This window comes from Hyphobacterium marinum (assembly GCF_036330325.1).
GTDB classification, from domain to species: Bacteria; Pseudomonadota; Alphaproteobacteria; order Caulobacterales; family Maricaulaceae; genus Hyphobacterium; species Hyphobacterium marinum.
Genome location: NZ_JAZDRO010000002.1, coordinates 117,189 through 139,941, shown reverse-complemented (window position 1 = coordinate 139,941; position 22,753 = coordinate 117,189). Strand labels below are relative to the sequence as shown.

The following is a 22,753-nucleotide window of genomic DNA, read 5'->3' as shown; positions in this document are numbered from 1 at the left end:
AGCCTACGGTGTTTTTCCCTGTCACGTCGAGGGTTTGGAAACCGATTTTCTATCGGCCCTCGCGCCGCCAGCCGAGCCCGATCAGGGTCAGGATGAGCAGGACGATCAGCAGCCCCGGTGCCAGCGGTGTGCGGTCCGCGCCGCGCACGATATAGCGCTCATTGCGGCGCAGCCCCATCCAGGACCGGCCTGACTGGTCGGCGTCCGCCCGCGTACGCCGGATGTCGGGGGTGTTCGCTCCGGCCCCGTCACCGACAGCAAAGACGCCGCCGTCACTGATCTCGATCAGCCGTCCCAGGACAGAACGGGTCGGGGACAGGTCGGCATATTCGCGTGGATTGAGCGGCCCAAGCGCCGCCACCGTCGTCAGGTCGCCAGAGCGTAGCCGGACAAGACCGGACTGCTCGGCTTCGGCGGTGGCGGTAAAGCGGCCCGCCGTTTCCGTCGGTGTCAGTGTGACGACGTCGCTGCGCCCGCTTGGCCAGTCGATTTCCAGCGGAGGTGCGGCTTCGGCGAGGGTCCGGCGCACAATCTGCAACTGACCGTCAGCGACGCTGGCCGACAGGCGTTCCTCGTCAAGTTCGGGTTCCTGCATCAGCCAGTGGGCGACGCGGCGGAAGAGCTCGCCATAGGGCCCGCCGCCCTCAAAACCGCGCGCCCACAGCCAGGACTGGTCGGAGAGGACGATGGCCGCGCGGCCTTCACCGGCACGTGACAAGACCAGAAGCGGCCCGCCATCGCTGGATTCAAGCAGGGTTTCGCCGCCGACCGGTGTAGCATCGACGCGGCGGAACCAGCGGCCCCACGGCTCGTCACCTTCGCCCGGTTCCAGACCGGCAGTGACCGGGTGGCGTTCGCCCAGCTCGGTCGCGCGCGGGGCAAAGCCGCCGGTCGCAATTATGCCGGTCGGGCGCGCCGGAATAACGGCGGCGAGGGGCGTTCGCTGAAGGCTGACACCCGAGGCGAAAGGCGGACCCGCCGTGATCAGCAGCGCGCCGCCCTGTTCCACATAGCGCGCGACATAGTCGAAATAGAGCAGCGGCATGATCCCGCGCCGCCGGTAGCGGTCGAAAATCACCAGGTCGAACTCGTTCAGTCGCTCGGCGAAGAGCTCGCGCGTCGGAAACGCGATCAGCGCCAGCTCGTCAATCGGCGTACCGTCCTGCTTTTCCGGCGGACGCAGAATGGTGAAATGGACCAGATCGACGCTGGGGTCGGATTTCAACAGGTCACGCCAGGCCCGCGCGCCATTGTGCGGCTCGCCAGTGACCAGAAGCACGCGCAGCCGGTCGCGCACGCCGGTGACGGACACGGCCGCGCGGTTATTGATCAGGGAAAGCTCTTCCGGTCCCGGCTCGACCTCTATCTCGATGACATTCGCGCCGCGATGCGCGATCACGGTCTCGACCGGTGTGTCCTCGCCGATCGTGACGCGAGCAGGTTGCGGGTCCCCGCCATCAAGCCGGAAATTGACGGTCGCGGTGCCGCTCATCGCGCTGTCTTCAACGCGGATGATGAAGGTCGCCGGATCATCGACGAGCCCGTAGCGCGGGGCCTCGACTATGACGAGGCGGCGGTCGCCGGCGCTCTCGTCCCCGGTCAGCACATGGTGGAAGGGGGCGTCATAGTCAGGTGTCTCGGCATCATCGGTGAGATCGTGAATCTGCCCGTCGGAGGCCACGACAATCCCGGCAAGACGATCACGCGGCACCCCGGCGAGCGTGCTGTTGAGGGTTTCAAACAGCATCGTCCCGTCGGCGGTGTCGCCGATCTCGACCTCGACCAGATCCAGCGTGGAATCCCGTTCCGCCTGATCGCGGATCGCTTCTGCGGTAGCGCGCGCTGCGTCGGCGCGGCCGCCAATCTGCATGGACTGGCTGGTGTCTGTGACCAGCACGGCAATGTCCGAAAGCGGGTCACGTTCCTCGCGCACAAGCGACGGGTTGAGCAAGGCTCCGGCGATAACCAGCGCGGCCAGGCCGCGCCACAACCAGCCATTCAGGCGCAGGACAGCCCCGACCGCTGACGCGACCAGCGCCAGCAGGGTCAATCCGATTATCAGTCCCATCGGGATCAGGGGAGCCAGGTCGATCGTGGTCGCCATCTACTGCCCCAGCCGTTCGAGAAGTGCCGGTACGTGGACCTGGTCGGCCTTGTAGTTGCCGGTCAGGGCATACATGGCGAGATTGACCCCGAAGCGCCGCGCCATTTCGCGCTGGGGTTCGCCGCCCTCAACCGTACTCAACGGATCACCATCCGTGCTGACAGCCCAGGCCGAGGCCCAGTCGTTCGAGCCAATGACGACGCCCGACGCGCCATCACGCGCCGCACCGTCCGGGTCGGCCTCGACCCAGACCGGCCCGCCGGTCCAGCGACCGGGGAAATCCTGTAACAGGTAGAAGGTCCGGGTCAGGACGTGGTCGGCCGGCAGCTGCGCCAGCGCCGGGACGTCGACAGTCTCTAGAATCCGGGCAAGACCGGGATGCGGCGCACCGGCCCGCGTCGCGGCGAGGTTGGCGTCCTGCGTGTCAAAGACGATCAGCCCGCCTGACTGCAGATAGGCGCTGACGCGCGCGGCAGCATGCGGCGATAGCGGTGGTGCGTCATTGGTGACAGGCCAGTAGATGAGCGGGAAGAAGAGGATTTCATCGGCCTCGATATTCACGCCCATGGGCGCAGCCGGTTCGATGGCGCTGCGTCCGGAGACGGCTTCGGTCAGGCCGCGCATGCCGGCCTCGGTGCGGGCGTCAAAAGCGGCGTTGCCAGTTTCAACATAAGCAAAGCGCATCTCGAGCGAGGCTTCCATCGCAAAGCTGTCGTCATAGTCCTGTGCGTCGGCGTGCTGCGTCAGCGGCAGGGCGAGGGCGGCGGCAATCGCGGCGGCGGCGGGACCACGGCTGAATTTCAGCTTCGGCAACCGTCCGGCGAGCAACAGGGCGATCACGGCGTCAACGGCCAGCAGAATGAGGGCGAGCGCCAGGAGCGGCCCCGCAAAGCGGATCTCGCGCACGGTCTCAAGGGCTGCGAACCGGACTCCGCCGAGCGTGTCGGGAAGCGGTGAGAGCACATCCCCAACCCGGACGACATTCAGGGCCGCACCTTCCGATCCCAGCCGATAGAGGCCGGGCGGCGTCGCGGCCGAGGCACGGGCATTGTCCCAGAGTTCGGCCGGAATGGCCTGCGCGCCGGGCGGCGCAGCCCCGAGACGGCCTTCGCCATTCAGCGCCGAGTCCAGCGCATACCGGCCCGACTGGGCGCGGGGCGCACTGCCACCACTGGCGAGACCCAGCGTCCGGCGCAGCATGCGCGGGAAAAGACCGGTCAGGGGTAGGTCGGACCATTCCGGGCCCGCCGTCACGTGATAGAGCACGATCCAGCCCTGGCCCCGGCGCGCGGCCGTGACCAGAGGCGTGCCGTCATCCAGGCGGGCCCAGACCCGGTCGTCTGTCGCTGAGCCGGGTTCGGCCAGCACCTGGCTCGACACCACGGCGTCGGCATTTGTGGCAAGACCGGCGAAGGGCGAGTTGGCCGAGAAGGGAGCCATGCGCTGGGGCTCGTCCCAGGCCATTGCTCCGCCAAACAGGCGTCCGCCTTCGCGCAGCTGAACCGGAAGCAAATCGTCACCGCGTGCCGCCATGCGCGGTCCGGCGAACCGGATCAGAAGCCCGCCATTTTCCACGAAGGCCGAAATGCGCTCGTCATCGCTGCGGGCGGCATCGACCATGACGAGGACAGAGGGGCTGTTTTCCAGAAGGACATCGAGCTCGTCGCGCTGGACTTCGGCGAAGGGTTCCAGGGCGCGTGTGACATAGTGAAGGTCAGACAGGAGGGGCTGGCCGTCTTCGCTGGCTGCATCGATGACGCCGACGCGAGACCGCCGCCAGCCATCACCGGTCAGCTGAACCGCGCCAGCTGAAGCCTGTTCCTCGATACGGATCGCGGAAACGCGATTCCGCAGATCAAGGGGCAGGTCGATATCGGCCCGTGCTTCACGGACCCCGGCATCGAGCGTCAGTTCGGTCCGCGCAAGCGCACGGCCATCTTCGCCCGAGGCGACTAGGGACACGGTGATCCCCGTGCTGTCATCGGCACGCTGGACCGGAATGGTGAAACCGTCAGCGGCAACAGCGGGTGGACCAAGCGCCAGCGCGTTGCGGCCCGGAACCGGTGTCAGGGCTTCGACTGAGCCGATCGAGGACAGTGCCTGGGCCAGGTCTTCAGCCCCGTCGGTCGTGATGCCATCGGTGAGCCAGACAATGTCGAGAGTACCGTCGAGACTGCCGTCGCTGCGCGCCGCGCTGACGCGGGCGGCAGCCGCAGCGCGCGCCGGCGGCCAGGCTTGCGGATCGGCGGATTCGAGACGCCGCGCGACTGCACCGGCGTCCGAGAGGCGGATTTCGTCCGCGTCGGTGCCGCCAGCCGTCAGAACCAGGGCAGCGGGCTGACCGGCGCTTTCGGCGCGATCAAGCCGGCGTTCGGCTTCGCGCTTCATCGCGGTCCATCCCGGTGCGGACGCCCAGCCATCGTCGATGACGAGGAGGAGCGGGCGCGGCGCGCTTTCGGTCGTGTCGGGCTGCCAGATCGGGCGCGCCAGCGCGATGATGATCAGCGCCGCCATCAGCAGGCGGAACAGGATCAGCCACCAGGGCGCGTGATGCGGCGTTTCGGCATCGTCCGGCGCGTCCTTGAGAAGGCGCAGCGGCGGGAACACGGCCCGCTTCGGCGGCGGAGGCGTCGCGCGCAACAACCGCCACAGAATGGGCAAGGTCGCAAGCGCGATCAGCGCCAGCGGCGCGGCAAAGGCGAGGGGGCCGAGAGCGAACATGTCAGACGTCCCTCGACAGGGCGCGGTGCAGGGCGAGCACAGCCTGTGTCGCGGGCCGGTCCGTGCGGTGGGTCACTAGCGTCCAGCCGGTCCGGCGGGCCAGATCTGCAATAGCGTCACCGTGGCTGGCCCAACGCTGGCGGTAGGCCGATCCGGCTTCCTCGGCGCGGCCGAACAGCAGTGTTTCGCCGCCCGCCGGGGCTTCAAACCGGGTGCGGCCCTTGTAGGGGAAGTCTTCTTCAGACGGGTCGATGACCCTGAGCAGGACGCCGCCGGCCTGCATCGCCGAGAACCGCGCCAGCCGGGCGCGCCAGGTCTCGAACGGGTCAAGGAAGTCGCTGGCAAGGACCGCCTGACCATGCTTGGCCATGCGCGGGGATTCGACTGAATCCATGCCGCCGGGTCCGGTGGCGAGACGTGCCGAGACCCGTTCCATCCCGAGTTCGCCGGAGCGCGGTGCAGCCGACTCGCCGAGCACCGCGACCCGTTCGCCGCCGCGTGTCAGCAGCGCGGCGAGTGCGATGAGGCAAACCGCCGCGCGGTCGCGCTTGGTCGGGATCTCGCGCGAGGACGCCCAGTCCATCGAAGCCGAGCCGTCGCGCCACATCCAGACCGTGTTGGCGGCTTCCCACTCGTTTTCACGAACAAACAGGTTCTGTGATCGGGCCGACATGCGCCAGTCGACCGCCGCGGCACCATCTTCGGCGCGGTGGTGCCGGTATTCCCAGAAGGTCTCGCCTGTCCCCCGCTGCCGGCGGCCGTGGACGCCTTGCGCCACGGTCGCGGCAATCCGTTCCGCCTCGGCCACGAGGGCCGGAAACGGCATGGCGACGCGCTCCGCAGCCTGCCGGAGGCTGGCCGCGTGCGTGACTTTGCCGGAACGGGTGAAGGGCGTGGCCATGAGTTGGGGATCAGGCTGCTTGGGCGGCGAGGCGGGCGATCAGGCTTTCCAGCGTCAGGCCTTCGGCGCGGGCCGCAAAGGAGAGCGCCATGCGGTGTTTCAGCACCGGTTCGGCGAGCGCCGCCACGTCCTCGGTCGACGGCGCGAGACGGCCCTGGATGAGGGCGCGGGCGCGGCACGCCAGCATCAGCGCCTGACCGGCACGCGGTCCGGGACCCCAGGAGACGCCATCGCGCACGTCCTGATCGTCGCTGACATCGGGGCGCGCCATGCGCAGCAGATCGAGAATGGCTTCGAGCACTTTCTCGCCAACCGGCAGGCGCCGGACGAGGCCTTGCAGTTCGAGCACTTCAGCCGGGTTGAGCACCGCTTCGGCCTTGGCATCACTCGCGCCAGTGGTGGCCAAGAGGATGTCACGCTCGGCATCACGCTCCGGATAGGGAATATCGACGCGCAGGAGGAAGCGGTCGAGCTGGGCTTCGGGCAGCGGGTAGGTGCCTTCCTGCTCGATCGGGTTCTGCGTGGCGAGCACGTGGAAAGGTTCGGGCAGGTCGTGGCGTTCGCCCGCGACCGTGACATGGTGTTCCTGCATCGCCTGCAGTAGCGCGGCCTGGGTACGCGGGCTGGCACGGTTGATTTCGTCCGCCATCAGAAGGCGCGCGAAGACCGGACCGGGAATGAAGCGGAAGGAACGCTTGCCCTTTGCGCCTTCTTCCAAAACCTCTGAGCCGAGAATATCGGCTGGCATCAGGTCGGGCGTGAACTGGATCCGCTTGGTATCGAGCCCCGTCGCCACCGCGATGGTTTCGACCAGACGCGTCTTGGCGAGACCGGGCGCGCCGACGAGCAGGGCGTGTCCGCCCGACAGGATGGCAGCGAGGCAAAGCTCGACCGGTTCATCAAGGCCGTAAATCACCTTGCCGATGGAGGCCTTGACCGCCTGCATGCGCTCGGCAGCGTTGTCGGCCGCCTTCACCAGATCGGTTTCCACAGCTTTCACCACTTTTCTCGCCACGGCGCTCTCCCTAATTGCGTAGTGTATAGTGATCTTTGCGAGCTGGCGCCCCGTCGCAAACAATATCGTGAGAATGAACGCGGGCGCGCGGAGTGTCTATGACCCGGCAGGCGAATCCGGACAGTGGAATGCAGTCACTGCTTGAAGCGGCGGAAAATGCCGGCGCAGGCCTGCCGCCTGTCGAGAAGTGGAATCCCGAACATTGCGGTGTCATGGACCTCGTCATTCGCCGCGACGGGTCCTGGTGGCATGAGGGCAAGCGCATCACGCGCGACCGTCTCGTAAAGCTGTTTGCGCGAATCCTACGGAAAGATGACGACGGCATTCATTATCTGGTGACTCCGGTCGAAAAACAGGCGGTTACGGTCGAATCGGCACCGTTTGTGGCCGTCCGTGTGGATGCCACCGAGCGCGACGGCGTGCCGGTCGTGATTTTCACCACCAATCTGGGCGATGTCACCGAGGCTGGCCCCGATCGTCCGATTCGCGTCGAGATCGATCCGGAGACGGGTGAGCCGGAGCCGTACGTGTTGGTGCGCGGCAAGCTTGAAGCCCTAATTGCGCGGCCGGTCTTTTACGAACTGGCCAACATGACGGAAGAGCGGGACGGCCAGCTCGGCGTGGCCAGCAACGGCGAATTCTTCGCGCTGGGGCCGTCCGCGTGACGCCCGATCATGTGCTGGACCTGTTGCGCGACCGGCTCGATCCGCTCGATGCCGAGGACTGTACGCCTGTGCGCGGGGATGGTGATCTCAACGGTCTGCCCTCGCCGACGGGCCGTATCCTGAAACCGGCCGCGGTGCTGGCTCCGCTGATTCTCCATGACGGTCCGCCGCGTTTTGTATTGACGTTGCGTGCCGATCATCTGCCGACCCATGCCGGGCAGATCAGTTTTCCCGGCGGACGGGTCGAGGCGGGCGAAAGCCTCGCCGAGGCCGCCTTGCGTGAAACCGAGGAAGAGATCGGGGTCGCCCGCGACCATGTCGACCTGATCGGGCGGTTTGATGCCTACGAGACGGTGACCGGCTATGCGATTAATCCCTTCGTCGGCATCCTGAAACCCGGCTTCACCCTGACGCCGGAGCCGGGCGAGGTCGCCGATGTGTTCGAAACGCCCTTTGAATTCCTGATGGATGCGGCCAATCACCAGCGCCATTCGCGCGAGTTTCAGGGCCGGATGCGGCATTTCTACGCCATGCCATGGCAAGACCGTTATATCTGGGGCGCAACTGCGGGTATGCTCAAAAGCCTGCACGGGCGGCTATATGGATAGGTGATGTTGAGACTGAGTGTAATTGAGCTGTCGCTCTTTCTCCTGCCCTTCGCCCTGTTCGGGCTTTGGCGGCTGGGTGTCAGTGCAATTGGCGGCGGCGAGGCGCGCCCGACTCCGGTTCTGCCTCTGAGCATTGTCGGGCTGGTTCTGGCGGTTGCCGGATTCATCCTGCTGGTGACGTTCGGCGAACAGGAAGGCGCGGATCCGACGCGACGCTACGTCCCGCCCCGCCTGGAGGGCGATCGTATTGAGCGTGGCGAATTCACCGACCAGGAAACCGTGCGCGGCGAGCTTGGCGAGAATGAGCGCCCCTTCGGTGAGCCGTCCGATCACTCTGACGGGCGAGGCGATGAAGACGACGACGAAACTCCTCCCGGCTGAGCATGACTGGCTCGCCGCCGCGCCCACGCGGCGCGTCATGGCGGCGTTGCTGGAGGCGGCACCGGGCGGAGCGCGCTTCGTTGGCGGTTGCGTTCGCAACGCGCTGACCGGCCATAAGGTCGATGATATCGACATCGCGACCGTGCTCGAACCCGAAGCGGCGGCAGACGCTTTGCGCGAGGCGGACATCGCCGTCCATCCCACCGGCATCGAGCACGGCACGCTGACCGCTGTTGCCGATCATCAGCCCTTCGAGGTCACTACACTGCGCCGGGATGTCTCGACTGACGGGCGGCGCGCCACGGTCGCCTTTACGACCAGCTGGGAGGAGGATTCCGCGCGCCGCGATTTCCGCCTCAATGCGATCTATGCCGACGCGGACGGGACACTGTTCGACCCGCAGGGCGGGGTGGCCGACGCGCTGGCGCGCCGCATTGTCTTCATCGGCCGGGCCGAGGACCGGATCGCCGAAGACTACCTGCGTATCCTGCGCTTCTTCCGCTTCTTCGCCTTCTATGGCGGCACCGAACCTGATGCGGCAGGCCTCGCCGCCTGCGCGGCGATGACGGACGGGATTGCGCGCCTCTCGGCCGAACGCATCTGGAAGGAAATGAAGAAACTCCTCGCCGCGCCCGATCCGCGCGCGTCCATTGAGGCCATGGCGTCCTCCGGCGTGCTGCCGGCCGTGCTGGGTGGGGACGGGGAGACCGGCACGCTCGACCGCCTGATCGACCTCGATCCGGCCAGCGATCCCCTGTTGCGTTTTGCGGCCCTGATTGGCGGCGATGCCTCCGGCTATGCCCGGCGATTGAAAGTCTCCAATGCGGAAAAAGACCGGCTGAAAGCGGCGCTCAATCCGGACCTGGCCGAACAAGTCGCATCGCACTGGCAGAGCCGCGCCGGAATTGAGCGCCTCGTCTACCGGCAGGGCAATGATGCGGTCTCCGATCAGATCGCGCTGATGGCTGCGCGCGCCGTTACACCGCCTGACGGCTGGGGCGGCGCGCTCGCCCATGCCCGCAGTTTCAGGGCTCCGGTATTTCCTGTGACCGGCGCGGACCTTCTCGGCGCGGGGATGGCCCATGGCCCGCAGGTCGGCGAAACGCTCAAACGGCTTGAAGAGGACTGGGTCGCGTCGCGCTTCGGCCTGTCGAAGGCGGAGTTGCTGGCGCGAATATAGATATTCTCTTCCTCCTTCCCCTTGATGGGGAAGGTGGCCCGAAGGGCCGGAAGGGGGGGTGACTCCGCCCGTATACGCTTCTCACCCTCTCCGCCCGCTGCGCGGGCACCTCTCCCATCAAGGGAGAGGAGGGGATGACGCGAATACCTCAAAACACGTCATCCCGGCTGACCCGAAGGGGCAAGCCGGGACCTCGAACATAGGGCACCCGGCTTCAGGTCCCGGATCGCTATCGCGTCCGGGATGACAACAGGACGGTTAGTCCAGCCCTAAGGCCATTTCGCTTCCGGGGGCATGGAGGAGAGGATGGATTTGACGTTGCCGCCCGTTTCCAGCCCGAACTTGGTGCCGCGGTCATAAAGGAGGTTGAACTCGGCATAGCGTCCGCGCCGGATCAGCTGTTCTTCGCGGTCCGCCGCCGTCCAGGGCGTCGTCATGCGCCGGCGCACCAGCTGCGGGTAGATGTCGAGGAAGGCCCGGCCGACATCCTGTGTGAAGGCGAAATCTGCCGCCCATTTCCCTGAGTTGTGCCGGTCGTAGAAAATGCCGCCGACGCCGCGCGGCTCATTGCGGTGTTTCAGCCAGAAATACGTGTCCGCCCACTCCTTGAAGCGGGGGAAGTAATCCTCGCCATGCGCATCGCAGGCCGTCTGGCAGGCCGCGTGGAAATCGCGCGCGTCCTCGAAGTCCTCGCTGCGCTGATAGTCCTGTGTCGGGTTGAGGTCCATGCCGCCGCCGAACCACCACTGCGTCGTGGTGATGAAGCGCGTATTCATGTGCACCGCCGGAATGTGCGGGTTGCGCATGTGGGCGATGAGCGAGATGCCCGACGCCCAGAAGCGCGGATCGCTGTCGGCTCCGGGGATCTGCTTGGCGAAGTCCGGCGAGAACTCGCCGTGAACGGTCGAGCAATGCACGCCGACTTTTTCAAACAGGCGGCCATGCATCATCGACGCGACACCGCCGCCGAGGTCCTCCGATCCGTCGCCGCGGGTCCAGGCCTCGCGCACGAAACGGCCCGCTTCGCCCGGATAGAGATCGGCCGGGGCCTCGTCTTCCAGGCGCTCGAACTCGGCGCAGATCGAATCGCGCAAGGCTTCGAACCAGTCTTTCGCGGCCGTCTTTTCGGTGCTCAGCGTCATGTTGTCCCGTTCGTCGCCTGCCAAATCGCGCATCTCACATCCCCCTTGCGGGCCTGGAAGTAAACACCGGCGTGAATACCCACAAGATCACTGTGGATGAATGAGGCGGGCTGACGCGCGGCACCCTGCCGCAGGCGGCTGACAGCATGGCTGGCCTCACGCCCGGAGCCCCGATAGTTTGCGCGCCAATACGAGGGAAAGTCGGCGAGGCTGTGCAATGACAACGGACGGACGGGCCTGGCTTAATGAAGCCGAACGCGCCTGCGCGCGCGGCGACCGCGAGGGTGGTCTCAGGGCGGTCGAACAGGTCCTGGCGTCTGGCATCAAGCTGGGCGCGGAATGGGCGGTGCCGACCATGATGGCGCATGAGCTGGGCGATGCCGACATCGCTGCGCGCGCTGCCTCACGCCTGTGCGACGAGGACGGCAGCGATCCGCGCCAGTGGCGCCTGCTCGCCAGCGCGCTCGAACAGATTGGCCGGGCACGGGAAGCCGCCGCGATCCACAAACGCCTGCTGGCCGGTGCACCGGACGATATCGAACTCAATTTCGAGGCCGGCCATACGCTGAAACTGCTCGGCGAATTCGAAGCGAGCGAGGCGCGTTTCCGCCGCGTTATCGAGCTGGACAAGACTCATTGGCGCGGCTGGGAGCATCTGGCGAGCGTCCATCGCTTCTCCAAAGGGGATGAGGATCTCATCAATCTCGAAAAATTGCGGGTCAAGCAGATCGAGGACGGCCACGAAGCCAACCGGCAGGCCGACATCGCCTATGCGCTGGCCAAGGCCTATGACGATCTCGGCGAGCATGCCCTGTCCGCGCGCCGGGTAGAGGAAGGCGCGGCGATCATCCGTGATCGCGCGCCCTATGACGCGGGCGGCTACCGCACGCTGATCAACCGGCTCATCGACCTCTACACGCCCGATTTTGTCGAAGCGCAGTCCGGTCAGGGGCTCGCCGATGCCCGTCCTGTCTTCGTCCTGGGGCCGCCGCGGTCGGGTACGACCCTGGTCGAAGCCATTGTCGGGGCCCACCCCGAAGCCGAAGCCGGCGGCGAGCACAAGCTGTGCTGGCTCAGCTTCCTGCCCATCGGTGATCAGATCGGCGGCGAATTGCAGGCGTATCTGGAAGGGCCGGGCGACGACGACAATTGGGCCGTGCTCGGCGAGCGCTACGTGAAGAAGGTCCATGCGCGGCTCGGTGATGCCAAGCGCTGGACCGACAAGAATCTCTACAACAATCTGCGCGTCGGTGCGGCCGCGCTCGCCCTGCCGGCGGCGAAATTCGTCTGGTGCCGCCGCGACCCGATGGACGTGGCCTGGTCGGCCTACCGGACACGCTTTTCAGAAGGTAATCTGTGGAGCTACGACCCGGCGGGACTGGCCGCCTTCCTGGCCGACTACGACACCATCATGGAGCATTGGAGCACGCTCTTCCCCGACCGTGTACTGGAAGTCCGGTACGAGGACCTGGTGACCCGGCCCGAGGCGGAAATTCCACGCCTGCTGGGCTTTCTGGGCTTAAGCGATGATCCGGGTACACGCGAGTTTCACACCACGGACCGGCCGATCGCGACGGCGAGCCTGGCGCAGGTCCGCAAGCCCATCAACACGGCGTCTATCGGCGCGTGGAAACGCTACATGCCGGAGATCGCGGCCCTGTCCGAGGCGCTCGACAAGGCCGGCCTGGTGTTCGAGCGCTAGCGCGTCTGGCGAATCGCTTCGGCCAGCGCGATGCCGGCGGACACCGTGACATTAAGCGACCGTGCGCCCTCCTGTATCGGAATGCGTACCCGCGCATCTGCAGCGGCCGCAACGTCGTCCGGAACGCCCGCGCTTTCCCGCCCGAACAACAGCCGGTCGTCCGGCTCGAATCGGAAATCCCACAAATCCGTCGCGCCTTTCGTTGTGAACAGGACCAGCCGGCCGTGATGGGGGGCTGCGGTATAGCGGGCCCAGGAATCATGCCGTGTCAGCCGCGCCAGTGGGCCGTAGTCGAGAGCCGCGCGTTTCAAAGACCGGTCGGTCAGCGGAAAGCCGCAGGGCTCTATAATGTCGAGCGGGGCTGCAAAACAGGCTGACAGGCGCACCGCGCCACCGAGATTTTGCGGAATATCCGGTTGAAAAAAAACGAGCCGCATTCTAAGCCCCGCTAAGGTCTAGGTCGCGCGCCTGCGGCGCTCTGCCGCTGTGCCGGACCGACGACAGGGTTTATGTTGACGGTTAAGCAGGTTCATCTTGAACGCTTGGCGTCAAGCGGGGGTCACCATCCGCGTTCGCGGACGGGGTCATGAAACAAGGAATGAGGTCGGCCGTGACGGACCAGAACGGGCAGGAAGCCACCCGCCGCGATTTCATCTATATCGCAGCAGGCGGCGCAGTGGCGCTGGGCGGAGCATTTACGCTCTGGCCCTTTATCGACCAGATGAATCCGGCGGCGGACACGCTCGCCCTGGCATCCATCCGGATCGACACCGCAGCCATCGAGACCGGTGAGCAGATCACCGTGAACTGGCGCGGCGGTCCGGTCTTCCTGCGCCGGCGGACCGAAGACGAAATCGCCGAGGCCGAAGCGGTGGACGTCGATTCGCTGCCCGACCCGGTCGCGCGCAACGACAATCTTTCCGCCGATGCTCCGGCAACGGAAGAAAACCGGTCGGCTGGCAATGGCACGCTGCTGATCGTCAAGGGGAACTGCACCCACCTCGGCTGCGTGCCGCTCGGTGAAGCCGGCGACTATGACGGCTGGTACTGCCCCTGCCACGGCTCCCACTATGACACGGCGGGACGTATCCGCCGGGGACCGGCTCCTGAAAATCTCGGTGTTCCGCCCCTGAGCTGGACGAGTGAAACCGAAGTGCAGATCGGCTGACGAGGAAGAGATGAGCGGACCTTCGACCTACGAACCGAAAACCGGTTTCACGCGCTGGCTCGACAGCCGGCTGCCCATCGTGCGCCTGGGCTGGGACTCCTTCGTGGACTTCCCGACCCCGCGCAATCTCAACTACTGGTGGACGTTCGGCGGCGTGCTGGCCATCTTCCTGATGATCCAGATCGTCACCGGCATCGTGCTCGCCATGCACTATGTGCCGCATGTCGATCACGCGTTTGAAAGCGTTCAGCGCATCCGCCGTGACGTGCCCTTCGGCTGGTTGCTCCAGTCATTGCACGCCAACGGCGCATCCTTCTTCTTCATCGCGGTCTATATCCACATGTTCCGCGGTCTCTATTATGGATCATACAAGGCCCCGCGCGAGCTCCTGTGGATCCTCGGCGTCGTGATCTATCTCCTGATGATGGCGACCGGCTTCCTTGGCTATACCCTTCCCTGGGGCCAAATGAGCTTCTGGGGTGCGACCGTGATCACCAACCTCTTCGGTGCGATCCCGGTTGTCGGTGAAGCCCTGCGTGAATGGCTGTGGGGCGGGTTCTCGGTTGGCGGTGCCACGCTGAACCGCTTCTTCTCGCTGCACTACCTGCTGCCCTTCGTGATCGCCGGTGTCGTCGGTCTGCACATCTGGGCGCTGCACGTGCCGGGCAACGGCAATCCGACCGGTATCGAGGTCAAGACCAAGAAGGACACGCTTCCCTTCCACCCGTACTACACGGTGAAGGACGGCTTCGCGATCCTGGTCTTCCTGACCGTCTTCCTGGCGTTCGCTTTCTTCATGCCGAACGTGCTGGGCCATGCGGACAACTTCATCCCGGCGGACTCGCTGGTGACGCCGTCGCACATCGTTCCCGAATGGTATTATCTGCCCTTCTACGCGATCCTGCGTGCCATCACCTTCGATATCGGCCCGATTGATGCCCGCCTGGGCGGTGTGCTGGCCATGTTCGGTTCGATCGGCATTCTCTTCGTCCTGCCCTGGCTGGACACCTCGCCGATCCGGTCGATGCGCTATCGCCCGATCGCCCGCTGGTTCTTCCTCATCTTCGTCGCCGCCTGCCTGGCGCTCGGCTGGTGCGGGGCCAAGAACCCGGACGACATCATCATCGCCATGGGCACCGACGCGGAAGGTCATGCAACCGGCTTTACCGTGCTGACATTCGCCCAGATCCTGACGGCGTATTATTTCGCCTACTTCCTGGTGATCCTGCCTGTCCTCGGCTTCACCGAACGGCCGAAACCACGCCCGGCGAGTATCGAAGCATCCGTGCTCGGCGACAACGCCGCGCAGCCGGCCCAATAGGAGGCGGACCCATGACGATCACACGCATTCTCGCCGTCTCCGCTGCTCTTCTGGTCAGCGCCCCGGCCCTGGCCGCCGAAGGCGAACAGCATCACCCCGAACAGCATGACTGGACGTTCGCCGGCCCGTTCGGGACGTTCGACCGGGACCAGCTGCAACGCGGCTTTCAGGTCTATCAGGAAGTCTGCGCGGCCTGCCACGGGCTCGACATGATGAGCTTCCGCAATCTGGGCGAGGAGGGTGGCCCCTTCTACGATCCGGAGTATCCCAATCCGAACGACAATGAAGTCGTGCGCTGGATCGCGGAACAATACGTCATCACTGATGGTCCGGACGATCTGGGCGAGATGTTCGAGCGTCCCGGTATACCGGCGGACAGCTTCCCGAACCCCTATCCCAATCCGCAAGCGGCCCGTGCCTCGAATGGCGGCGCTCTGCCACCCGATCTGTCGCTCATCGTCAATGCCCGCCATGACGGCGCGAACTATGTGCGCTCGCTCCTGCTGGGATACGGACATGAAGCGCCCGAAGGCGTCACGGTCCGTCCGGGTCAGTACTACAATCCCTATTTCCCGGGCGGCCTGCTCGCCATGGGGCCGCAGCTGACAGAAGGCCGCGTGTCCTACACGACGCCCGAAGGCGGCGAGGAAGTCGAAGCCACGCCCGAACAGATGGCCGAAGATGTCGTCGCCTTCCTGGCCTGGGCGACCGACCCGCATGCCACCGAGCGCAAGCGGACCGGCCTCATTGTACTGATCTACATGCTGATCCTGTGCGGCCTGACCTGGTTTGCCTATCGTCAGGTCTGGTCCAACCAGGAACACTGATGCGGTTTGACACCGTTCTGAAAGCCGCCGGCGCAAGCGCGCTGGCGGCTTTTTCATGCGCGGGTCCAGCGCTCGCTCAGGACGACTTCCATGCCCTCAACGTGGTCGAGGGCTATTGGGGCTGGGTCGTCCCGGACGGCGAGAATAATCCCGGCAGCTGCGAGGACGACCCGGTTCATATCTGGCTGTCCGAAGACCGGCACTATTATTACTCGGAAAAGGAAGGCTCCGGCGAAAGCGCCGAAGGGCCGATCCTGTCCACCGATCCGCGCTGGATCGTCATCCAGTACGAAGGCGAGGAACGCCTGACCGAGGCGGGCGAGCCAGTGGCCTGGGTGTTGTTCATGGACAGCCGCGATGAGTTCCGCTGGATCCGCCGCGACTGGATCGGCACGGGCCGGTCGACCTACTCGCTGGTCCGCTGCAACGACGTCCCGGCAGATTGAGCGGCCCTGTGACCGGCTGGACACTCGGCATTATCGGCGGCTCCGGCCTGTATGATCTGCAAGGACTGGATGGCCCGGAGACGGTCACCGATACGCCATGGGGAAAGCCCTCTGCACCGGTTCGCACCGGCAAGCTCGCCGGCGTCCCGGTCTGCTTCATACCGCGTCATGGGCCCGGTCATGTCCTGTCACCGGACGCGATCAACTACCGCGCCAATATCGACGCGCTGAAACGCGCGGGCGCGACCGATATTCTGTCCCTGTCAGCCTGCGGATCGCTGCGCGAACACATGGCTCCGGGCGACTTCGTCGTCGTCGACCAGTATGTCGACCGCACGAAAGGACGGGCGTCCAGCTTCTTCGGACCGGGCTGTGTGGCCCATGTGCCCATGGCCGACCCGGTCTGTTCGCGCCTCTCGTCCATGGTCGCGGATGCGGGCGAGGCCGCCGGGGCGCGGGTCCACCAGGGCGGGACCTATCTGGCAATGGAAGGCCCGCAATTCTCCACGCGGGCGGAATCCCGCCTCTACCGGGAGTGGGGCTGTGACGTAATCGGCATGACCAACATGCCCGAAGCCAGGCTCGCCCGTGAAGCGGAACTGCCCTACGCGAGCGTTGCCATGGTCACCGACTATGACAGCTGGCGCGCGGGCGGCGAGGACGTGGACGTGCCCTCCATCCTGAAAGTCATGCAGGCCAATGCCGCCAAGGCCCGAAAGCTTGTAGAATCCCTCGCCGAGGCCATGGCCGCGAGCCCACGAACACCCTCACCGGACGGAATCGAGTCGATTCTCGACATCGCCATAGTGACCCCGCCAGCCGCACGCGATACGGTGTTGATGGGTAAGCTGGATGCCGTCGCAAGGCGGGTGTTGGGGGCGTAGGGTTTTGCGCAGGTTAGCGTGTGTTCTGTTCATGGTGTCCGGCCTATGTGCCGGGACAGCACCCGTGGACGCAGAATTCCTCGCCCTGCGCGCCTCTGATCTCGATATCGCCGCTGACGCCATGGTCTCGGTCTATTGCCGGATTGATCATACCAATCGCGCGACCGTCTCCAGCGGTGTCGTGGTGGCCGGGACCGGCGAGAACCGGCGGGGCGATGTTATCGTCACGACCGGTCACGGCGTCGGCAATTACGGCGAGGACATACGCCAGGACTGCTGGGTCCAGCTCGACAATGGCACCCGCTATCGCATTCACCGGATCGCCAATTCGCGCTCTATGGCCGGTGCCAGCCAGGACTGGGCGGTGGTGATGACCGACCGGCCGATCGCTGAGCCGGTGATGCGCCTGCCGGTGATCACGCTGGAAAGCGCCAATCGCGGCGTCTTGCGGGTTGCGATGTTCGGCCGCCGGTTTTCCAATACCGACTGCCGTCTCAACCTCAACTCCCGCATGGTCAGCGATGGCCAGCGTGTCTTCCTGCACGATTGCGGATCGGAGCGCGGCCAGTCCGGCGCGCCGCTCGTCGCGCGTGTAAATGGCGAGGTGACGGTCATCGCGCTCAATCTCGGCCGGGTTACCAACGCCGACGATCCGGATGGAGAATCCGCGCTGGCGCTGGGACTGGACGGCGGCTTTCTGGCCGTGCTGGACAGCGCGCTGCGGGATGCTGCAGAGCCTGCCACCAATTTTGCCCAGGCGCGGCATGACCGGCGTGACACCGCCGGCACCCGGCAATAAGCCTCGCCTGATTGTCCCACGGAGTTTGGTTTCATGCTGATCCTCGCCGCCGCCCTGTCTGTTGCCTCTGCGCAGGAGGCACTGCCCGATCTCCATGCGCCGCGCCGCCCCGCTGTGGAATGCGCCGAGCATGTCCGTGACGACGATGCGCGGCGGGATTGCCTGGAAGACCTGCTCGACAATGCCGAGGGCGGATTGGCGGCAGCGATTGCCGCGGCTCATGACGAGGCCGCCGAGATCGACGCGGACTTCCCCGGGTTTGCGAACGCCACCGACCGGCTCAACGCCGCCCATGCCGCCTGGTTTGCCTACCGCGACGCCGAGTGCGCGCGCCGGGCAAGCCTTCTGCTGATGGGTGAGGATGGCGAGGAGTTGGCGCTGGATTGCCGGATCGCCCTGACCCGTGCCCGCGCGGCCGAGCTGCTCGACAACTAGGCCGGCCCAATCGCCGCGAACGCCAGGGCCACCCCGTCAGGGAGGCCATCAAGGCTGCGTGAGCGAAAGCCGAATAGACTCCCGCTGCCGCCAGGTGCGCGCTAGTCTAAAATCATGAAATATATAAATTTAATTGGCGTTGTCACCCTGGCCATTTTGAATTATTCGCCTGCATCAGCTAGGGCGAGTGACATCCGGCCGATCAGTGAGGCCCATGTCGAGGCCGCCAGCCCCGGCGTCGTCCGCATCGTCTGCCGTCAGGCCGGGAGCGACGTTCTGCAAGTGTCGCGCGGCGGCATAATCCAGACGGCGGACACACGGCGCGGTGAGGTCATCCTGACAACGTCCCACGGTCTGCGTGACGTTAGCGGTACCGCGCTTGAAGAGTGCTGGCTCTATGCGCCGGGTGGTCACCGCGTCGATATCACAAGCCTGACCATGCCCGACCGGATTACGGAGCCCGGCGATGACTGGGCCATCATCGTCACCGAGGAACCTTTCGCTCCGGCGACGGTGAGGCTCGCTCCCGGACGTCTTTCGGATCTTGCGCAAAGAGACGTCCCGGTCGCCATGCTGGGCCCGGCGGCGCGGGACCGGTTCTGCCGCCTCAGCCACGGTGTTTTGAACTCCGATCGCATCGCGGACCTCTTCACACATGATTGCCGTTCGCGGCACGGCCTGTCCGGAACGCCGCTGGCCGTCGATACCGGGGACCGCCTCGTCATTGTTGCCCTGAACATCGGCCGCGTTTTGACCCTGGGCAGCGATATCGACAGTCAGGGACTCGCGCTTGGGCTGGGCGGCGAGCTTGGCCTCACGCTGGAGCAGGCCATCGGCTCGGTCACAAATTCACGTGCGGGAGATTGAGCAAACGCCCGGCCTCGGCGACATTGCCCATCCGATTCCCACTTTGCGAGATGACGAGCCATGAGCCTGACGCTTCACATCGGCAACAAACGCCTGTCGAGCTGGTCGATGCGGCCCTGGCTGGCGCTGAAGAAAGCCGGCATCGCCTTCACCGAGAATGTGATCCCGCTCGATCAGGACGACACGCGCGAGACGCTTCTGGCCCTGTCGCCGGCCGCAACGGTGCCGGTGTTACAGAAAGACGACCTGACGATCTGGGACAGTCTGGCCATCTGCGAATGGGCAGCTGAACAGGTGCCGTCGCTCTGGCCCGCCGATCCGGTTCAGCGGGCAAGGGCGCGCGCGGTGACGGCGTCGATGCATTCCGGGTTCGGCGCGCTGCGCTCGACCCTCTCCATGGATTTGCAACGCCCTGTGGGCCAGACCTCGGTCGATGTCGCCTGCTGGGCCGATATCGAACGCATGGAAGCGCTGTGGGCCGCGGCGAAGACGGGCAATGGCTTGTACCTCTTTGGTGACTGGTCCATTGCCGACGCTTTCTTCACGCCGGTCGCGACCCGGTTCCAGACCTATGACATCCCCTTGAGCAGCGCGTCGCGCGCCTATGTGGATGCATTGCTCGCCGATCCGGTCTATCAGGACTGGCGCGCAGCGGCGCTCGAAGAAAGTTTCAACGCGCCCTTCCACTGACCTCCGGCCCGGCGGGATCGACCCATGGACCTCATTCGCGACGCCATCCGCACCATTCCCGACTATCCCAAGCCGGGCATACAGTTCCGTGACGTGACGACGCTGCTGAAGGACGCGCGCGCCTTCCGGGCGGCCATCGACCTGCTGGTTCAGCCCTGGGCGGGCGCGAAAATCGACAAGGTCGCGGGCATCGAGGCGCGCGGTTTCATCCTCGGCGGTGCAGTCGCGCACCAGCTCTCGGTCGGCTTCGCGCCGGTGCGTAAGCAGGGCAAGCTGCCCCACCGCACGCTGATCGAGGAATACGAGCTGGAATACGGTTCCGACGCCATCGAAATCCATGTCGACGCGGTGGAGGAGACCGACCGGGTCCTTCTCGTCGATGATCTCATCGCCACCGGCGGGACGGCGGAAGCCGCGATCAACCTGTTGCGCCGGGCCGGAGCTGATGTCGTCGGCGCAGCCTTCGTCATCGACCTGCCCGATCTCGGCGGAGCGAAACGCATCGAGGCGATGGGCGTGCCGGTCGCGAGCCTCGTGCACTACGAAGGCGAGTAGGGCTCGCCTGTATCTCCGACGCTTCCCGGAAGGCGCGCAAGCGCCTGTCCGGGACCCGGTTCATTTTCCTGGACCCCGGTCTTTGCTGACGCACAACCGGGGCGCGTCCCAATCGTGTATTTTGTTGTTCGTCCGCATGGGGCTACCCTTCCTGCCCTCAAGAGGGAGGGCACGCCGATGTTCATCGGACATTACGGACCGGCACTGGCCGGGCCGCGTTTCGTCAAGACGGTCCCGGTATGGGCGCTGTGCATCGCGGTCCAATTCCTGGATTATCTCTGGGGCGCATTCGTTTATTTCGGCATCGAGCATGTCCGGATCGAGCCCGGCTTTACCGCCGTCAGCCCCCTCGATCTTTACCACATGCCCTGGACCCATTCGTTGTTGATGGCACTTTTCTGGTCGGTTGTAGCCGGTCTTGTCTGGTCACTGATAGCGCGGACCCAGAAGCGCGCAGGTGGGGTCATCATTGGTTTGGCAGTATTGTCTCACTGGCTTACGGACCTGCTTGTCCACGTACCGGACCTCGCCCTGTGGCCGGGCGGACCGATGGTCGGCTTCGGGCTGTGGAATAACGCGCCTGTTGCCCTGTCGCTGGAGTTTGGCGTCCTCGCGGTGGGGCTCCTGCTTTATGTGTCGGCCACGCGCGGCAAAGGGGCGTTCGGCAAGGTTAGCCCGTGGATTTTCGGGGCCTTGCTCGCCGGCCTCTACTCGATCAGCTTCTTCGCCCCGCCGCCGGAAACCGCACAGCAATTCGGCCCGATGGCGATCATCCTCTACACGCTGGTCGCATTCCTGGCCTGGCTGCTCTGCGACCGGGTGAGGGAGGCGCGCTAGTCCTCTAACTCGTCGCGGATGAGGGCACGGACATGTTCGGCGAGCGCTTCCAGTGACGGCTCGTGCACATACATCATGTGCCCGGACTCGTAGTAGCGGAAGTGGACGCGCTCCGGGTCGAAGCCCGGCTGATTGAACATCAGCTCCGCGGCGAAGAAGGGCGTGGCGAGGTCGTAATAGCCCTGCGCCACCAGCACATCGAGATCACTATTCTGACGCATCGCGCGGGCGAGCCACGGGCCGACATTGGTGTAGGCCGCGCCCTGTCCGGTCGAGCGGTCCCAGCCGCGTGATGTCGGGATGTCGATGACCGAATATTCGTCGGTGATGTCGACTTCCAGCTCGCGGGTGAAATAGTCGAGCATCGCAGCGGTATAGGCTCCGTCGATGCCATAGGCGGACGGGTCATAGTCCGGGCCTTCACCCACGCCATCGGCTTCCATGCCGGTATAGCGGCTGTCGAGCCGGCCGACGGACAGGCCGTCTTCCCGCATCAGTTCACGCATGAAACGGCTGAGCGAGACGCGAAGATTGGCGCGCATCAGATAGTCTACGGACAGCCCGAGATAACGCGACATCTGCGCCGCGACTGCACGCCGCTGGTCCTCGGGGAGGGACACGCCGCGCATCAGGGCAGGCATGTAGTCCGAATAGGTGAACTCGCGCACTTCATCGATGAAGGCTTCCAGATCGCCATTCCACGCCGAGCGGTCGATGCGCTCGTGATACCAGGCCGTCGCGGCAAAACCGGGGAGCAGGCCCGTATAACCGATGTCATTGCCGTCCGACGTGTCGTCGAAGCGGAAATCGAGCACGGTCGAAATCAGGGCAACACCATTGATCGACACATCCGTCCAGCCGCCCTGGAGCTCGTTCATCAGCGCGGCGATCCGCGTCGTGCCATAGCTTTCCCCGAGCAGGAATTTCGGGCTATTCCAGCGCCGGTTCTCGGTCAGCCAGCGGCGGATGAAGGCCCCGAGTGACGCGGCATCCTCGCGCACGCCCCAGAATTCCGATCCATCGGACTCACCGACCGGATGGCTCCACCCCGTTCCGACCGGATCAACGAAGACGAGATCGGCGACATCAAGGATGGAATGCTCGTTTTCAACGATCGGGTAGGGCGGTGCGCCATCGTCACTGACATCGGCGGGAAGCACGACGCGGCGCGGGCCGAACACGCCCATATGGAGCCACAACGAGGCTGACCCCGGTCCGCCATTGAAGATGAAGGCGACGGGCCGCGTCGAAGGATCGCCCGCGCCCTCTCGTATATAGGCGGTGGAGAAAATCGCGGCATTGGGTTCGCCGTCCTCACCGGTGAGGATCATCTCACCCGCGACGACGCGATAGCGCACGCGTTCGCCACCGGCCGTGACCTGTCCCGTGGTCTCGTAGACGCGCGCGCCGTCGCCGGTCTCCTCCGAAGTCGCCTCCTGGGCACCGGCTGAACAGGCGGCCAGCGCCAGACCGGAAACAAGGGTCAGGATGGTGCGGAACATGGC

The 22,753-nt window shown here is 65.4% G+C and carries 23 protein-coding genes; 16 read left to right on the top strand and 7 right to left on the bottom strand.

All coding sequences use genetic code 11. From position 1 onward, the window contains the following. Window positions 1-49 precede the first annotated feature (49 nt). From V0U35_RS05670 to V0U35_RS05655, 4 genes are all read right to left on the bottom strand, one after another. Window positions 50-2,104, bottom strand: coding sequence for a hypothetical protein (locus V0U35_RS05670; protein ID WP_330195704.1), 2,055 nt, complete (start codon window positions 2,102-2,104; stop codon window positions 50-52). Then, window positions 2,105-4,825: a DUF4159 domain-containing protein gene (locus V0U35_RS05665; RefSeq protein WP_330195703.1), complete on the bottom strand. Its 2,721-nt coding sequence runs from the start codon at window positions 4,823-4,825 to the stop codon at window positions 2,105-2,107. Between the two features lies 1 nt (window position 4,826). Further along, on the bottom strand, window positions 4,827-5,651 hold the full coding sequence (locus V0U35_RS05660; RefSeq protein WP_330195702.1) for a DUF58 domain-containing protein: 825 nt from the start codon (window positions 5,649-5,651) through the stop codon (window positions 4,827-4,829). An 85-nt stretch (window positions 5,652-5,736) separates the two neighbouring features. Then, a complete protein-coding gene (locus V0U35_RS05655; RefSeq protein ID WP_330195701.1) occupies window positions 5,737-6,741 on the bottom strand; it encodes an AAA family ATPase in 1,005 nt (334 codons plus the stop codon). 128 nt (window positions 6,742-6,869) lie between these two features. On the opposite strand from V0U35_RS05655, the gene V0U35_RS05650 reads away from it, so the two are divergent. From V0U35_RS05650 to V0U35_RS05635, 4 genes are read left to right on the top strand one after another with little or no spacing between them, the layout of a single operon-like run. Next, window positions 6,870-7,406: a DUF1285 domain-containing protein gene (locus V0U35_RS05650; protein WP_330195700.1), complete on the top strand. Its 537-nt coding sequence runs from the start codon at window positions 6,870-6,872 to the stop codon at window positions 7,404-7,406. Next, window positions 7,403-8,014 (top strand): NUDIX hydrolase, encoded by a 612-nt coding sequence (locus tag V0U35_RS05645; RefSeq protein WP_330195699.1) that lies wholly within the window; start codon window positions 7,403-7,405, stop codon window positions 8,012-8,014. Before V0U35_RS05650 ends, V0U35_RS05645 begins: the two co-directional genes overlap by 4 nt. Before the next feature lie 3 nt (window positions 8,015-8,017). Next, a complete protein-coding gene (locus tag V0U35_RS05640; RefSeq protein ID WP_330195698.1) occupies window positions 8,018-8,395 on the top strand; it encodes a DUF6111 family protein in 378 nt (125 codons plus the stop codon). After that, entirely contained in the window at window positions 8,364-9,575 is a 1,212-nt protein-coding gene (locus V0U35_RS05635; protein ID WP_373696383.1) for a CCA tRNA nucleotidyltransferase, read from the top strand. The genes V0U35_RS05640 and V0U35_RS05635 overlap by 32 nt, the downstream gene beginning before the upstream one ends. Before the next feature lie 269 nt (window positions 9,576-9,844). On the opposite strand, the gene hemF is transcribed toward V0U35_RS05635, so the two are convergent. After that, entirely contained in the window at window positions 9,845-10,717 is an 873-nt protein-coding gene (hemF, locus tag V0U35_RS05630; RefSeq protein ID WP_373696382.1) for an oxygen-dependent coproporphyrinogen oxidase, read from the bottom strand. 217 nt (window positions 10,718-10,934) lie between these two features. On the opposite strand from hemF, the gene V0U35_RS05625 reads away from it, so the two are divergent. Continuing rightward, on the top strand, window positions 10,935-12,419 hold the full coding sequence (locus V0U35_RS05625; protein WP_330195695.1) for a tetratricopeptide repeat-containing sulfotransferase family protein: 1,485 nt from the start codon (window positions 10,935-10,937) through the stop codon (window positions 12,417-12,419). Here the strand turns inward: V0U35_RS05625 and V0U35_RS05620 are convergent. Then, complete coding sequence (locus tag V0U35_RS05620; RefSeq protein WP_330195694.1) at window positions 12,416-12,856, bottom strand: tRNA (cytidine(34)-2'-O)-methyltransferase; 441 nt, start codon at window positions 12,854-12,856, stop codon at window positions 12,416-12,418. The genes V0U35_RS05625 and V0U35_RS05620 overlap by 4 nt on opposite strands. Window positions 12,857-13,017: 161 nt before the next feature. Here V0U35_RS05620 and petA point away from each other — a divergent pair, with 161 nt between their 5' ends. The 11 genes from petA (at window position 13,018) to V0U35_RS05565 (ending at window position 21,248) form a co-directional block, all read left to right on the top strand. Continuing rightward, entirely contained in the window at window positions 13,018-13,587 is a 570-nt protein-coding gene (gene petA, locus V0U35_RS05615; RefSeq protein ID WP_373696381.1) for a ubiquinol-cytochrome c reductase iron-sulfur subunit, read from the top strand. A gap of 10 nt (window positions 13,588-13,597) precedes the next feature. Further along, the gene (locus V0U35_RS05610; protein WP_330195692.1) at window positions 13,598-14,908 is read left to right on the top strand and encodes a cytochrome b; all 1,311 of its coding nucleotides are present in this window, start codon (window positions 13,598-13,600) and stop codon (window positions 14,906-14,908) included. A gap of 11 nt (window positions 14,909-14,919) precedes the next feature. Beyond that, entirely contained in the window at window positions 14,920-15,735 is an 816-nt protein-coding gene (locus tag V0U35_RS05605) for a cytochrome c1 (protein WP_330195691.1), read from the top strand. Next, entirely contained in the window at window positions 15,735-16,181 is a 447-nt protein-coding gene (locus V0U35_RS05600) for a hypothetical protein (RefSeq protein ID WP_330195690.1), read from the top strand. The genes V0U35_RS05605 and V0U35_RS05600 overlap by 1 nt, the downstream gene beginning before the upstream one ends. An 8-nt stretch (window positions 16,182-16,189) precedes the next feature. Then, a complete protein-coding gene (mtnP, locus tag V0U35_RS05595) occupies window positions 16,190-17,065 on the top strand; it encodes an S-methyl-5'-thioadenosine phosphorylase (protein ID WP_330195689.1) in 876 nt (291 codons plus the stop codon). Between the two features lie 64 nt (window positions 17,066-17,129). Then, window positions 17,130-17,864 carry a trypsin-like peptidase domain-containing protein gene (locus V0U35_RS05590; RefSeq protein WP_330195688.1) on the top strand — a complete coding sequence of 245 codons (735 nt, stop codon included), beginning with the start codon at window positions 17,130-17,132 and terminating at the stop codon, window positions 17,862-17,864. A gap of 33 nt (window positions 17,865-17,897) precedes the next feature. After that, window positions 17,898-18,299 (top strand): lysozyme inhibitor LprI family protein, encoded by a 402-nt coding sequence (locus V0U35_RS05585; protein ID WP_330195687.1) that lies wholly within the window; start codon window positions 17,898-17,900, stop codon window positions 18,297-18,299. Window positions 18,300-18,413: 114 nt separating this feature from the next. Next, a complete protein-coding gene (locus tag V0U35_RS05580; protein ID WP_330195686.1) occupies window positions 18,414-19,166 on the top strand; it encodes a S1 family serine peptidase in 753 nt (250 codons plus the stop codon). Window positions 19,167-19,226: 60 nt separating this feature from the next. Then, window positions 19,227-19,856: a glutathione S-transferase family protein gene (locus V0U35_RS05575; protein ID WP_330195685.1), complete on the top strand. Its 630-nt coding sequence runs from the start codon at window positions 19,227-19,229 to the stop codon at window positions 19,854-19,856. Between the two features lie 24 nt (window positions 19,857-19,880). Continuing rightward, window positions 19,881-20,411 carry an adenine phosphoribosyltransferase gene (locus tag V0U35_RS05570; RefSeq protein WP_330195684.1) on the top strand — a complete coding sequence of 177 codons (531 nt, stop codon included), beginning with the start codon at window positions 19,881-19,883 and terminating at the stop codon, window positions 20,409-20,411. A gap of 177 nt (window positions 20,412-20,588) precedes the next feature. After that, entirely contained in the window at window positions 20,589-21,248 is a 660-nt protein-coding gene (locus V0U35_RS05565) for a hypothetical protein (RefSeq protein ID WP_330195683.1), read from the top strand. Here the strand turns inward: V0U35_RS05565 and V0U35_RS05560 are convergent. Then, window positions 21,245-22,750 carry a S10 family peptidase gene (locus V0U35_RS05560; protein ID WP_330195682.1) on the bottom strand — a complete coding sequence of 502 codons (1,506 nt, stop codon included), beginning with the start codon at window positions 22,748-22,750 and terminating at the stop codon, window positions 21,245-21,247. The two genes, V0U35_RS05565 and V0U35_RS05560, sit on opposite strands and share 4 nt — an antisense overlap. Between the last annotated feature and the right edge of the window lie 3 nt (window positions 22,751-22,753).